Consider the following 12,156-nt stretch of genomic DNA (forward strand, 5'->3'; position numbering starts at 1 on the left):
GACCAACACCGAGGAACCTATCGACGTGGCGTCGAAGGAACCGCCGCAGAGCCGGATCGTCGACCTTTCGCCTGACGACACCGACGCCGCGCCTGGCACCAACTCAGCCGGCAATGCGGCCGCGGCAGCGCCCGCGCCGGACACAGCAGCTCCGGCCGCAGCCGCGCCGGCACCGGCCGAAGCAGCGCCGGCTCCGGAGGCCGCAGCGCGGGCACCGGACGCAGCAGCGCCCGCACCGGACGCAGCAGCGCCGGCTGACGCCCAGGCCGCCGCCCCCGCAACCCCACAGCAGGCCGCTCCGGCGCCGAAATCGGAAGACCGCATCGCCCAGGTTCTGCAGGAGGCAGACAAGGGGACCAACAACGATGTCGTCGCCGTGGCGCCGCGCAAGGTGAAGACCATGATGGTGAAGCCTGACGGCTCGCTGGTTCCGCGCGAGGATCCGGCTCCCGCGCCGCAGGTCGCGGCAACCGAACCGACCCATCCGGCGCCGCAGCACGTCGCTTCCGCCGGGCAGGGCGATGCCCAGCCGACAGGCGCCGTCACGCCGGCAACCGATCAGGCTGCCGACCAGGGCGGTGATGACCAAAGCGCTGCCGCCGCGGTGAAGCCAGCCGCCGCGGCGAAGACCGAAGCCAGGGTCCAGTCCGCCAACACGCCGGCGAAGGTGCCGGTGGCGCCGCCGCGTCCGTCCGATCAGCCGGTCGATATCGTCGGCGAGGTCAAGCCCGACCAGGTCGCCTCCATCGATCCGGCGGCGGCAGGCGGCGGCTCGTGGTCGATGCAGATCGCTTCGCAGCCGACGGTTGAAAGCGCCCAGTCCACCTACCAGGACCTGCAGCGCCGTTACGGAAGTGTGCTCGCCGGACGCACAGCCAACATCGTCAAGGCGCAGATCGCCGGCAAGGGCACTTTCTACCGAGTCCGGGTCCCGGCCCAGTCGCGCAACGACGCGATCAATCTGTGCACCAACTACAAGGCGGCCGGCGGCACCTGCTTCGTGTCGCGCTGATCATTTACCACCGTTCAGAGCCGGCGTCGCCGCGAGGCCGCGCCGGCTTTTTCGTTGTGGACGGCTGTCGTCATTCATGCGGCACCGGTCAGGGGTGATTCCCCTTTGGTTCGCAAAATCTTAGAGCGGTTCAGCGCCGGCAGAATCACCGAACCCGCATAACTCCTTGTTTTTACGGAATTCCGGACGCAAAACCGTTACACACTTTTCCTGGAATTGCTCTAAGCTTCGATCCATGACCGAATCAAAATCCACGATCCTCGGCTGCGCCGGGAAATCCCTCACTGAAGATGAAATCCGCTTCTACGGCGACGAACGTCCTTGGGGCTTCATCCTGTTCGCGCGCAATGTCGGCGAGACCGAGCAGATCCGCGACCTGGTCGCCTCGATGCGCGAGAGCGTCGGACGCCCGGATGCCCCGGTCTTCATCGACCAGGAGGGCGGCAGGGTGCAGCGCCTGCGACCGCCGCTGGCGCCGAACTATCCTGCAGGCGGAGCGCTCGGCGCGCTTTGGCGCGACGATCGCGAGGCCGGCCGCCGTGCCGCGTGGCTGCTCGCGCGGCTTCACGCCTTCGATCTGCTGCGCCACGGCATCACCGCCGACTGCCTGCCGGTGCTCGACGTGCCCATTGCGGGCGCCAGCGATGTCATCGGCGCGCGCGCCTATGGTATGGAACCAAATGCCGTGATCGAGCTTGGCCGGGCTTCGGCCGAGGGCCTGATGTCGGGTGGCGTCCTGCCGGTCATGAAGCATATTCCCGGCCACGGCCGCGCCTTTGCCGATACGCATTTCGCGCTGCCGACGGTCGACACGCCCCTCGCCGAGTTGCGGCAACATGATTTCGCCCCGTTCAAGGCGCTCAACCACCTGCCGATGGCGATGACGGCACATGTCGTCTACAGCGCGATCGACCCGGACAATCCGGCGACGACCTCGGCCAAGGTCGTCAACGAGGTGATCCGTGGCGAGATCGGCTTCGACGGGCTCCTGATGAGCGACGACACCTCGATGAAGGCACTTTCTGGGGATTTCCCGACAAAGGCGGCCGCGATCCTTGCGGCGGGCTGCGATCTCGTCCTTCACTGCAACGGCGTTTTCGAGGAAATGTCGGGGATCGCGTCGCGTACGACGGTGCTCGAAGGCAAGTCCTTGGCGAGAGCGGAGCGGGCGCTGGCCTATATAAAGGACCGCGACGTCGCGGACGAAAGCACCATACGCGCGGAATTCGCCACCTATTTCGACGCGGTGGCCTGAACCGAAGGGAAAGCAAGGCGAGTGGCGGAAACATTGGACAGCAAGGCCGCGAAGGCCGCACCGATGGACCGTCTGTGGGCCGAGAACGACGAGTCACGTCTGACCAGCGACCCGTCGCTGGTGGTCGATGTCGCCGGCTTCGAGGGCCCGCTCGATCTTCTGCTGCATCTGGCGCGCAACCAGAAGGTCGATCTCGCCCGCATCTCGATCCTGGCGCTCGCCGAGCAATATCTGGCCTTCATCGAGAAGGTGAGGGCGCTGAGATTGGAACTCGCGGCCGACTATCTGGTCATGGCGGCATGGCTTGCCTTCCTCAAGTCGAAGCTGTTGATCCCGAAACAGCCGGGCGAAGAGGGCGAGAGCGGCGAGGAACTGGCAGCGGTGCTGCAGTTCCGGCTGAAGCGGCTGGAGGCGATGCGTGATGCCGCTGCGCGGCTGGTCAACCGCAACCGGCTCGGCCGCGACGTCTTCGCGCGCGGCATGCCGGAAATGGTGATCGTCGAGAAGCGCAATGCCTATTCGGCCTCGCTCTACGATCTGCTGACCGCCTATGCGCAGCAGCGCCAGCGGCAGGCGATCAGCAACGTGACGATCGCCAGGCGCGCCGTATGGTCGCTGAAGGACGCACGCGACGTGCTGGCACGGCTGGTTGGAACGATTGGCGACTGGACGGCGCTCGACAGCTTCCTGATCCAATATCTGGCCGCGCCGGAAGAAAGGCGCACGGCAATCGCCAGTTCGTTCGCCGCGACACTCGAAATGGTGCGCGAGGGCAAGCTGGATCTGCGGCAGGATCAGGTCTTCGCGCCGATCTATCTGCGCGGCCGTGCACAAGGGGTCAAGGCAGTCGAGGTGGCATCATGAGTGAACGCGCCAACGCTTCGGTCATCCCGTTCAAGGTCGAGGACGAACCGGAAGACGAGATGGCCGAACAGGGTTCTATCGAGAACCCCGCCGAGCGGCTGCAATTGTCGGAAGCCGTCCGCATGGCCGAGGCGATCATCTTCGCCAGTGCCGAGCCGGTTAGTGAAAGGCAACTGGCGGCGCGTTTGCCCGAGGGCGTGAACATCGCGGCGGCAATGGCCGATCTGCAGGAAATCTACGCCAAGCGCGGGGTCAACCTGGTGCGGGTCGGAGACGCCTGGGCGTTCCGCACCGCCGGCGATCTGGCTTTCCTGATGAGCCGGGACTCGGTCCAGCAGAGAAAGCTCTCCCGCGCGGCGCTCGAAGTGCTGGCGATCATCGCCTATCATCAGCCGGTCACCCGCGCCGAGATCGAGGATATCAGGGGGGTCGAGACCTCGAAGGGCACGCTGGACACGCTGCTGGAGACGGAGTGGGTCAGGATGCGCGGCCGCCGCCGCACGCCTGGCCGTCCCGTGACCTACGGCACGACCGACGCTTTCCTCGATCACTTCGCGCTGGAGGAGATCCGCGACCTGCCCGGCATGGAAGAGCTGAAGGGCGCCGGATTGCTTTCGACGCGCATGCCGTCCAATTTCTCGATGCCTGTGCCGCCGGCCGATCCGGACGCGCTGGCCGAGGACGAGGATGCGCTGACCGATATCGACCTCGAGGAGCTCGGATTGCTCACGCCGCGCGTCACCGAAGAGTGAGTGCGAAACCGATACGAATGGTTTATTAGCAGGGGCTGCGCGGATTCGTAGCAAGGCGCTCACGCCGAAAGTGCGTGACATCCGCTAGCCATTTTACCAACTTCATTGCGGTTGTGTTTGAATCCCCGAGCGAAAACGCATAGATCATCGCCGAGGGAAAACATTCGAGAGAGATTGTTATGGGTTCACTATCGATATGGCACTGGCTGATCGTTCTGGTCATCGTGCTGCTCCTGTTCGGCCGCGGCAAGCTGCCGGAGCTGATGGGCGACATGGCCAAGGGCATCAAGAGCTTCAAGAAGGGCATGGCTGAGGACGATACCGACGACAAGCGGACCGTCGAGCACCGCGCCGACGAGACCGTATCGCCGGGCAAGGAAAAGGTCAGCAAGAGCTGAGTCCGGTTGTTGCTTTGAGCATGTCGTTGTCCCAGAACCCTTTCGTGTTTTTGGGCGACAGGCTCTCGTTGGAATAGATTGCCATGTTCGAAGTCGGCTGGAGCGAGCTGCTGGTGATCGCGGTCGTCATGATCGTGGTCGTCGGGCCGAAGGATTTGCCCAACATGCTGCGCACGTTTGGCCGCACCGCGGCCAAATTGCGCGCCATGGCGGGCGACTTCCAGAAGCAGTTCAACGACGCCCTGAAGGAAGCCGAGCTTGACGATGTCAAGGACTCGGTCGACAGCCTTCGTGGGCTCAGCCCGATGAACGAAATCCGCAAGCAGCTCAATCCGTTCGAGCAGGCGGCGGCCGACGTTCGGGCCGGCGTCGATACGATGATGAAGCCCAAGCCGGCTTCCGATCAGGCGCCCTCGGATGCAACGACCCCGCAGCCTGCCGAGCCGCTGAAGAACGGCGCGACGGAAATCTCAGGCATCAACGGAACCGACGTCGCCCCGGCTGTGCCGATGTCCCCGCCAGCTGCGCCGATCTCCCCGGCCTTGACTGAGGCCTCCGTGACCACGCCCATTGCGGAGACCGCCGGGTCCGCCCAGCCGGCGAAAAAAGTGGCCGCGTCGAAGGCGAAAGCCGCCGGTGCAGCGGCGAAAGCCGCATCGGCCAAGGCTCCGGCGACTAAAGCCCCGGTGAAATCTGCGCCGGCGGCGGCAAAGGTCGCAGCGCCTGCTAAGGAAGCGGCATCCAAGGTTGAGGCCAATCCCGCGGCGAAGAAGCCGGCCGTGAAAAAGGCCGCCGATGCCAAGAAGACGGCAGGAGCCGCCAAGTGAGCGTCTCGGACAAGGAGAGGGAAGAGATCGAGAAATCCTCGGCGCCGCTGATCGAGCACCTTGTCGAGCTGCGCCGGCGGCTGATCTGGTCGCTGGGCGGCTTCTTCATCGCCTTCCTCGCCTGCTTCTTCTTCGCCAAGCGCCTGTTCAACCTTCTGGTCGTCCCGTTCAAATGGGCGACGCAATGGGCTGGGCTCGACCCGCACAAGGTCGAGCTGATCTACACGGCGCCGCAGGAGTTCTTCTTCACCCAGGTGAAGCTCGCCATGTTCGGCGGCATGGTCATCGCTTTCCCGCTGATCGCCACGCAGATCTATAAATTCATCGCGCCGGGTCTCTACAAGAACGAACGCAGCGCCTTCCTGCCGTTCCTGATTGCGTCGCCCATCCTGTTCCTGATGGGCGCCTCGCTGGTCTATTTCTTCTTCACCCCGATGGTGATGTGGTTCTTCCTCGCCATGCAGCAGGTCGGCACCAACGACCAGGTGCAGATCTCCTTGCTGCCGAAAGTGTCGGAATATCTCAGCCTGATCATGACGCTGATCTTCTCCTTCGGCCTGGTGTTCCAGCTGCCGGTGGTGACCAGCCTGCTGACGCGCGTCGGCCTTCTGTCGTCGCAAGCGCTGGCCGAGAAGCGCAAATGGGCGATCGTCATTGCCTTCGTCGTCGCCGCGGTGTTGACCCCGCCAGATCCGATGAGCCAGATCGGCCTCGCTCTTCCGACCATCGTGCTCTACGAGGTCGCGATCTTCACTTCGCGCCTGATCGAGCGCAGCCGGGAGCGCGACCGGTTGGCGCGCGACAGGCAGGAAGAGGCAGGCAGCGCTGTCGCCGGAAAGACGCCGGACGCGCCGTCAACCTAGCGCTAAAACCTGGTCCCAGGCCTGAAAAACACGGCTGCCGGCTGCTGCTGTCTTGCATCGATCAGGGATGCGGTTTACGCCCTCGAACCTTACTCGAGGACGGAAAGCCATGCTTGACATCAAATGGATTCGCGACAACCCGAAGGCCCTTATCGAAGCGCTGGTGAAGCGCTCGTGGTCGGCTGAAGACGCCCAGTCCGCCGTCGAGGATCTGATCGCCAGGGACGAGGAGCGCCGCACCCATCTCAGCGAATTGCAGGTCAAGCAGGAGCGCCGCAATGCCGCTTCGAAGGAGATCGGCAATGCCATGCGCTCGGGCGAGGCCGCGCTTGCTGAAAAGCTCAAGGCCGAGGTCGGCGAGATCAAGGCGTTCATCCAGAACGGCGAGGCGCGCGAGCGCGAGCTCGACCAGGCGCTGAACGACTCGCTTGCGGTCCTGCCCAACGTGCCGCTCGACGACGTGCCGGTCGGCAAGGACGAGCACGACAATGTCGTCAAGCGCGTCGTCGGCGATGTGCCGACCCGCCCGAACTGGGTGAAGGAGCATTTCGAGATCGGCGAAGCGCTCGGCATGATGGATTTCGAGCGTGCGGCGAAGCTGTCCGGCTCGCGCTTCACAGTGCTGAAGAGCCAGCTGGCGCGCATGGAGCGCGCGCTCGGCCAGTTCATGATCGACCTGCACACGACAGAGCACGGCTATGAGGAGATCCAGCCGCCGCTGATGGTGCGCGACGAGGTTCTCTTCGGCACCAACCAGCTGCCGAAATTCGAACTGGACCTGTTCTTCACGCCGCATGGCGACGGACGGCTGGGCCTGATCCCAACCGCGGAAGTGCCGCTCACCAACCTGGTGCGCGAGGAGATCACGCCGCATGAGAAGCTGCCGCTGCGCTACACGGCGCTGACGCCGTGCTTCCGCTCGGAAGCGGGCTCGGCCGGCCGCGACACGCGCGGCATGCTGCGCCAGCACCAGTTCTACAAGGTCGAGCTGGTGTCGATCACCGACCAGGAAAGCTCGCTCGCCGAGCATGAGCGCATGACGCAATGCGCCGAGGAGGTGCTGAAGCGGCTCGGCCTGCCGTTCCGCACGGTGACGCTCTGCACCGGCGACATGGGCTTTGGCGCACGCAAGACCTACGACATCGAGGTCTGGCTGCCGGGCCAGAACGCCTATCGCGAAATCTCGTCCTGCTCGGTCTGCGGCGATTTCCAGGCCAGGCGCATGGATGCCCGCTACAAGGACAAGGACGGCAAGGGCAACCGCTTCGTGCACACGCTCAACGGTTCCGGCACCGCGGTCGGCCGTGCTCTCATCGCCGTCATCGAAAACTACCAGAATGAGGATGGCAGCGTAACCATTCCTGAAGTGCTGCGGCCTTACATGGGTGGTCTTGCCAAGATCGAATCGAAATGAGTTCATGCGCATCCTGCTGACCAATGATGACGGCATCCACGCCGAAGGCCTTGCGTCGCTCGAGCGCATCGCCCGAACGCTCTCGGATGACGTCTGGGTGGTGGCGCCCGAGCAGGACCAGTCCGGCTACGCGCATTCGCTGTCGATCTCGGAGCCGCTCAGGCTGAGGAAGGTTGGCGAGAAGCATTTCGCCGTGCGTGGCACGCCGACCGACTGCGTCATCATGGGCACGAAGAAGATCCTCCCCGGGCCGCCTGACCTCATCCTTTCGGGAGTCAATTCCGGCGCCAACATCGCCGACGACGTTACCTATTCGGGCACGGTCGCCGGCGCGATGGAGGGGGCGTTGCTCGGAATCCGCTCGATCGCGGTCAGCCAGGCCTATTCCTATCTCGGCGAGGACCGCGTCGTCCCTTACGAGACGACCGAAGCGCTGGCACCGGCGCTGCTCGAAAGGCTGATCGCAACGCCGCTGCCGGAAGGCGTGCTGCTCAATGTCAATTTCCCGAACTGCGCACCCGACGAAATCGAGGGCACGGTCGTGACCGCGCAGGGAAAGCTCGTGCACAGCCTTTGGGTCGACGAGCGCCGCGACGGTCGCGGTCTGCCTTATTACTGGCTGCGCTTCGGCCGAGAGCCGGTCGAAGGCAAAAAGGGCACCGATCTTTACGCGCTGCGCAACCGGCTGGTGTCGGTGACGCCGCTGCAGCTCGACCTGACCGCCCATGAACTCCGCGACCAGCTGACCAAGGCGCTGTCATGACCATGGCTATCGACGACCGTGAAGGTTTCGCCGCTTTCCTGCTGCGGCTGCGCGGCAGGGGCACGGCGCCGAAGGCACTGGTCGCTGCTTTCGAGGCGACTCCGCGGCGCGGCTTCCTATCCGCGCAGTTCCATTCGATGGCCTGGTCGGAAGGCATGCTGCCGATCGAATGCGGCGAGGCGATCGAGGGCGCGGACCTGCAGGCGGCGGTGGTTGCGGCTTTGGCCATCGAGCCGGGCAACCGCGTGCTCGAGATTGGCACCGGGTCCGGCTATACGGCAGCCGTGATGTCCAGGCTTGCCGCGCGCGTCGTCAGCGTCGACCGCTACAAGACCTTGACCGAGCAGGCAAAGCAGCGTTTCGAGGCGCTCGGCATCAGCAATGTCATCGTACGCCAGGCCGACGGCTCCAACGGCCTGCCCAACGAAGGGCCGTTCGACCGCATCATCGCCTGGGCGGCCTTCGACAGTCTGCCGCGCTTCCTGCTCGATCAATTGTCGAGCGGTGGCGTCGTCATCGCGCCGATCGGCCCGGAGGAGGGCGAGCAGGTGCTGGCCAAGCTCACCAAGGTCGGCAGCCGTTTCGAGCGCGAGGACATCGGCTTGGTCAGGCTGCAGCCGGTCCTGCGCAGCGTTGCTGCGGTGATCTAGCGCGCCAGCCCTGCGATCGACGGCTAACCGCGTCGAACGCGCCTGCGACCATCACTCCAGTCAGCCGCCGCAGCGGTAGTTCAGGTGCAAACCAACGAGATCGACATCCTGATCGATGCGCTCGGTGCTGAAGGGGCCCCCGCGCGCGCCAACGACCGTGAAGGTGGTGGTCTTGTCGGGCATGAACAGGTGATCGTATTCGATCGCGAGTGACCAATTCGGGGCAAAGCCATATTCAAGACCGGCACCCAAGGCACCGCCCCAGCGGGTCTGATCGTCTGTCTCGCCGGCGGTCGTGTCGGGTGAAAAGAGAACATCGAAACGGTCGTGAGTCACGGCCGCGCCTCCCTTGACGTAGAAGAGGGCGTTGTCGACGCTGTACCCGACTTGGGCGGTCAGCAAGCCAAACCAAGCGAAGGCGTGGTCGTGTGAGGGTGGTGCCGCTGCTCGCCCGGTCTCATTTCGTGCGATTCGCCGGTTCCCGAGACGTCCGTCTCGTCTCGGCCGGCACGATCTGTCCGGACTTGGTCGCGCCTGTCGAAAAATGTTTTAAGAAAATTTTCGGCGGATTCTAATGGGTTAACCGGCCAGTAACATTAACGCGCTTTAATCATGACCAGTTTGTACCGGGTCTGTGCGGGTTAGTGCGATGCAATTCAATGGTTTGAAGGCAAACGGACGCAATCTGGCGCGCGGCTGCGCCGTCCTCATGATCGCCGGTGCCGCGGCAGGCTGCAGCTCCCAGGCGATGCGCTTCAATGGTGTCGACGACGTCTTCACATCGTCCACCAACAATCAGCGCGCCATCATCAACAAGCAGAATGTCGACCAGCCCTATCCGGGCGATACGGTCGCGCCGGCGCCTGTCGACGGCAGTCACACCCAGTCCGTGAGCCGCTCCAGTCTCGAGCCGGTGACGTCCCAGCAATTGCCGCCGCCCTCGGCGCCGGCCGCCGCCAAGCCGATGCGCACCGCCTCGGCCCCGGCACTTGCGCCGGCCCCCGCCGCGCCTCATCTGGACAGGACGGCCACCAACACAGTCGCGCCGGCCAAGCCGTTCAAGACCGCCGAGCCCGACGCGGTGCGCAACGCAAGCGCGGCGCCGCACGCGACCGAGATCGTGGTGAGGGAAGGCGAGACGATTTCCGGTCTCGCCCGCCAATATCATGTGCCGGCCGATGCGATCATCAAGGTCAACGGGCTCGATGCCAACAAGGGCATCAGAACCGGCCAGAAGATCGTCATTCCGGCCTATGCCTATTCGAGCAAGGGCGGGCCGAAGGTTGCCGACGGCACCAAGCCCGCCAACACACCGAAGCAGCCCGCCGGCGCGCCGGAAAAGCTTGCCGTGCTGCCGCAGCAGCCAAAACTCAAGGACGGCAAATCCGCCGCACAGGTCGATGCGTCGGCGGCGGCCAGCGGTTCGAAGAACGCCACGCCCGCCCAGATGGCCGAGGCAAAGCCGGCCGGCGCCGGCGGTACCTACACCGTTCAGCAGGGCGATTCCCTGTCTTCGATCGCTCGCAAGACCGGCGTCGGCGTCACGGCGCTCAAGCAGGCCAACGGCATGAAGGACGGCCTCTTGAAGATCGGCCAGACGCTCAAGGTTCCGGCCGGCGGCACCGTTGCCGTCGCTGCCGCGAAGCCTGTCGCGACCAAGCCGACCGTCGATCCGGTGACGACGGCAACCACGCAGCCGCCAGCAAAGACCACGCCATCGGAGACGCTCGCTTCCTACACGCCGCCGAAGAAGGACGCCAAGGTCATCCAGCAGGCCGAGGACGACGATGCAGTGGCGCCGGATGCGACCGGGATCGGCAAGATGCGCTGGCCGGTGCGCGGCCGCGTCATCTCCGGCTTCGGCTCCGGCAAGGACGGCGTCGACATCGCGGTGCCGGAAGGAACGCCGATCAAGGCGGCCGAAAACGGCGTTGTCATCTATGCCGGCGACGGCCTCAAGGAGTTCGGCAACACGGTGCTGGTGCGCCACGAGAACGGCCTGGTCACCGTCTACGGCCATGCCAGCTCGATCGAGGTGCAGCGCGGCCAGAAGGTCAAGCGCGGCCAGGAGATCGCGCTGTCCGGCATGAGCGGCACCACGGACTCGCCGAAGCTGCACTTCGAGGTGCGCAAGAACTCCGCCCCGGTCGATCCGAGCGGCTATCTCGAATAGAACAAGAACAAATTGCGGGCCGCCTGACCTCCAGTCCGGCCCGCCGGCTTCAGCCCGCTCCGCCAGGAGCGGGCTTTTTCACTGCAGCCGGTGATGGGCTATCAGTCCTTGAGCGGCTTGCCGAGCCGTCCGGCAAGATCCTGGGTGAACTGCCAGGCGACGCGGCCGGAGCGGCTGCCGCGCGTCGTTGCCCATTCCAAGGCTTCCGCGCGCAACGTCTCGGGATCAATCGCGAGGGCATGGTAACGGACATAGCCGTCGATCATGTCGAGATATTCGTCCTGCGAGCATTTGTGGAAGCCGAGCCACAGGCCGAAGCGGTCGGAGAGCGAGACTTTTTCCTCCACCGCTTCCGACGGGTTGATCGCGGTCGAGCGCTCATTGTCGATCATATCGCGCGGCAGCAGGTGCCGCCGGTTCGACGTGGCGTAGAAGATGACATTGGCCGGGCGGCCCTCGACGCCGCCTTCGAGCGCTGCCTTGAGCGACTTGTAGGAAGTGTCGTCATGGTCGAAGGAAAGATCGTCGCAAAACAGGATGAAGTGGTAGGGCGCCGCCTTCAAAAGGCTCATCAGCTTGGGCAGGGTGTCGATGTCCTCGCGATGGATCTCGATCAGCTTCAGCGGCCGGTCGAGCTTGTCCGAGGCATTGACCTTGGCGTGCACGGCCTTGACCAGCGACGACTTGCCCATGCCGCGCGCGCCCCAGAGCAGCACATTGTTGGCGGCGAAGCCGGACGCGAAGCGCTCGGTGTTGTCGAGCAGGATGTCGCGGACCCGGTCAACGCCGCGGATCAGGCCGATGTCGACGCGATTGACCTTGTGGACCGGCTCCAGGTAGCCGGGATCGGCCTGCCAGACGAAGCAATCGGCCACGCCGAGGTCGGTCTCGGGAACCGGTGGCGGGGCGAGACGGGAGACCGCGTCGATCAGGCGGTCGAGCTTTTTGTTCAGGGCATCCAGGCTATCGGTCATTTCCGGTCTTTTTAACTTGGCAATCACGGAACGTGAAACGGATCCGCGGCTGCGCACCAAGAACCAACTGCAAGCTTCTGTTGTAGCACGATCTTTTCGGCCGGCTCCAACCGGCTTCCGGCTGCGACGCTCTAGCACGCGCCAAACGGCTGGAAAAGCAACGGATTCGGCGGGTCGCGCAGTTGCATTGGCAACTTTACCGACTATATTC

At 64.6% G+C, this 12,156-nt stretch carries 13 protein-coding genes; 11 read left to right on the top strand and 2 right to left on the bottom strand.

The window, feature by feature from the left end; translation table 11 throughout:
• The 10 genes from EOA75_RS19470 to EOA75_RS19515 form a co-directional block, all read left to right on the top strand.
• The coding region (locus EOA75_RS19470) for an SPOR domain-containing protein (RefSeq protein ID WP_164747452.1) at positions 1-1,012 on the top strand (1,012 nt) is incomplete at its 5' end.
• Positions 1,013-1,247: 235 nt separating this feature from the next.
• Positions 1,248-2,267: a beta-N-acetylhexosaminidase gene (nagZ, locus tag EOA75_RS19475; protein WP_127324928.1), complete on the top strand. Its 1,020-nt coding sequence runs from the start codon at positions 1,248-1,250 to the stop codon at positions 2,265-2,267.
• A 63-nt stretch (positions 2,268-2,330) separates the two neighbouring features.
• On the top strand, positions 2,331-3,131 hold the full coding sequence (locus EOA75_RS19480) for a ScpA family protein (protein ID WP_095801864.1): 801 nt from the start codon (positions 2,331-2,333) through the stop codon (positions 3,129-3,131).
• Complete coding sequence (gene scpB, locus EOA75_RS19485; RefSeq protein WP_127324929.1) at positions 3,128-3,883, top strand: SMC-Scp complex subunit ScpB; 756 nt, start codon at positions 3,128-3,130, stop codon at positions 3,881-3,883. The genes EOA75_RS19480 and scpB overlap by 4 nt, the downstream gene beginning before the upstream one ends.
• Positions 3,884-4,062: 179 nt before the next feature.
• Positions 4,063-4,281, top strand: coding sequence for a twin-arginine translocase TatA/TatE family subunit (locus tag EOA75_RS19490; protein WP_066999984.1), 219 nt, complete (start codon positions 4,063-4,065; stop codon positions 4,279-4,281).
• Positions 4,282-4,364: 83 nt separating this feature from the next.
• A complete protein-coding gene (gene tatB / locus EOA75_RS19495; RefSeq protein ID WP_127241688.1) occupies positions 4,365-5,108 on the top strand; it encodes a Sec-independent protein translocase protein TatB in 744 nt (247 codons plus the stop codon).
• Positions 5,105-5,971: a twin-arginine translocase subunit TatC gene (tatC, locus tag EOA75_RS19500; protein ID WP_095778424.1), complete on the top strand. Its 867-nt coding sequence runs from the start codon at positions 5,105-5,107 to the stop codon at positions 5,969-5,971. The genes tatB and tatC overlap by 4 nt, the downstream gene beginning before the upstream one ends.
• 109 nt (positions 5,972-6,080) lie before the next feature.
• On the top strand, positions 6,081-7,385 hold the full coding sequence (serS, locus tag EOA75_RS19505; RefSeq protein WP_127324930.1) for a serine--tRNA ligase: 1,305 nt from the start codon (positions 6,081-6,083) through the stop codon (positions 7,383-7,385).
• 4 nt (positions 7,386-7,389) lie between these two features.
• Positions 7,390-8,148, top strand: coding sequence for a 5'/3'-nucleotidase SurE (gene surE, locus EOA75_RS19510; RefSeq protein WP_095825609.1), 759 nt, complete (start codon positions 7,390-7,392; stop codon positions 8,146-8,148).
• Positions 8,145-8,798, top strand: a complete 654-nt coding sequence (locus EOA75_RS19515; RefSeq protein ID WP_095825608.1) for a protein-L-isoaspartate(D-aspartate) O-methyltransferase — start codon at positions 8,145-8,147, stop codon at positions 8,796-8,798. The genes surE and EOA75_RS19515 overlap by 4 nt, the downstream gene beginning before the upstream one ends.
• Positions 8,799-8,858: 60 nt before the next feature.
• Here the strand turns inward: EOA75_RS19515 and EOA75_RS19520 are convergent, their stop codons facing one another.
• Positions 8,859-9,200 (bottom strand): outer membrane beta-barrel protein, encoded by a 342-nt coding sequence (locus EOA75_RS19520; protein WP_164747453.1) that lies wholly within the window; start codon positions 9,198-9,200, stop codon positions 8,859-8,861.
• 247 nt (positions 9,201-9,447) lie between these two features.
• On the opposite strand from EOA75_RS19520, the gene EOA75_RS19525 reads away from it, so the two are divergent.
• Positions 9,448-10,971, top strand: coding sequence for a LysM peptidoglycan-binding domain-containing M23 family metallopeptidase (locus tag EOA75_RS19525; RefSeq protein WP_127324932.1), 1,524 nt, complete (start codon positions 9,448-9,450; stop codon positions 10,969-10,971).
• A gap of 101 nt (positions 10,972-11,072) precedes the next feature.
• Here the strand turns inward: EOA75_RS19525 and EOA75_RS19530 are convergent, their stop codons facing one another.
• The gene (locus tag EOA75_RS19530) at positions 11,073-11,945 is read right to left on the bottom strand and encodes an ATP-binding protein (protein WP_127214235.1); all 873 of its coding nucleotides are present in this window, start codon (positions 11,943-11,945) and stop codon (positions 11,073-11,075) included.
• Positions 11,946-12,156 lie beyond the last annotated feature (211 nt).

Source organism: Mesorhizobium sp. M1A.F.Ca.IN.022.07.1.1, from assembly GCF_003997575.1.
Lineage (GTDB): Bacteria > Pseudomonadota > Alphaproteobacteria > Rhizobiales > Rhizobiaceae > Mesorhizobium.

Excerpts from the sequence above, each read along its gene's own strand:
- nagZ (WP_127324928.1), top strand. The coding sequence starts at position 1,248 with ATGACCGAATCAAAATCCACGATCCTCGGCTGCGCCGGGAAATCCCTC.
- EOA75_RS19480 (WP_095801864.1), top strand. The coding sequence starts at position 2,331 with ATGGACCGTCTGTGGGCCGAGAACGACGAGTCACGTCTGACCAGCGAC.
- scpB (WP_127324929.1), top strand. The coding sequence starts at position 3,128 with ATGAGTGAACGCGCCAACGCTTCGGTCATCCCGTTCAAGGTCGAGGAC.
- EOA75_RS19490 (WP_066999984.1), top strand. The coding sequence starts at position 4,063 with ATGGGTTCACTATCGATATGGCACTGGCTGATCGTTCTGGTCATCGTG.
- tatB (WP_127241688.1), top strand. The coding sequence starts at position 4,365 with ATGTTCGAAGTCGGCTGGAGCGAGCTGCTGGTGATCGCGGTCGTCATG.
- serS (WP_127324930.1), top strand. The coding sequence starts at position 6,081 with ATGCTTGACATCAAATGGATTCGCGACAACCCGAAGGCCCTTATCGAA.
- surE (WP_095825609.1), top strand. The coding sequence starts at position 7,390 with ATGCGCATCCTGCTGACCAATGATGACGGCATCCACGCCGAAGGCCTT.
- EOA75_RS19515 (WP_095825608.1), top strand. The coding sequence starts at position 8,145 with ATGACCATGGCTATCGACGACCGTGAAGGTTTCGCCGCTTTCCTGCTG.
- EOA75_RS19525 (WP_127324932.1), top strand. The coding sequence starts at position 9,448 with ATGCAATTCAATGGTTTGAAGGCAAACGGACGCAATCTGGCGCGCGGC.
- EOA75_RS19530 (WP_127214235.1), bottom strand. The coding sequence starts at position 11,945 with ATGACCGATAGCCTGGATGCCCTGAACAAAAAGCTCGACCGCCTGATC.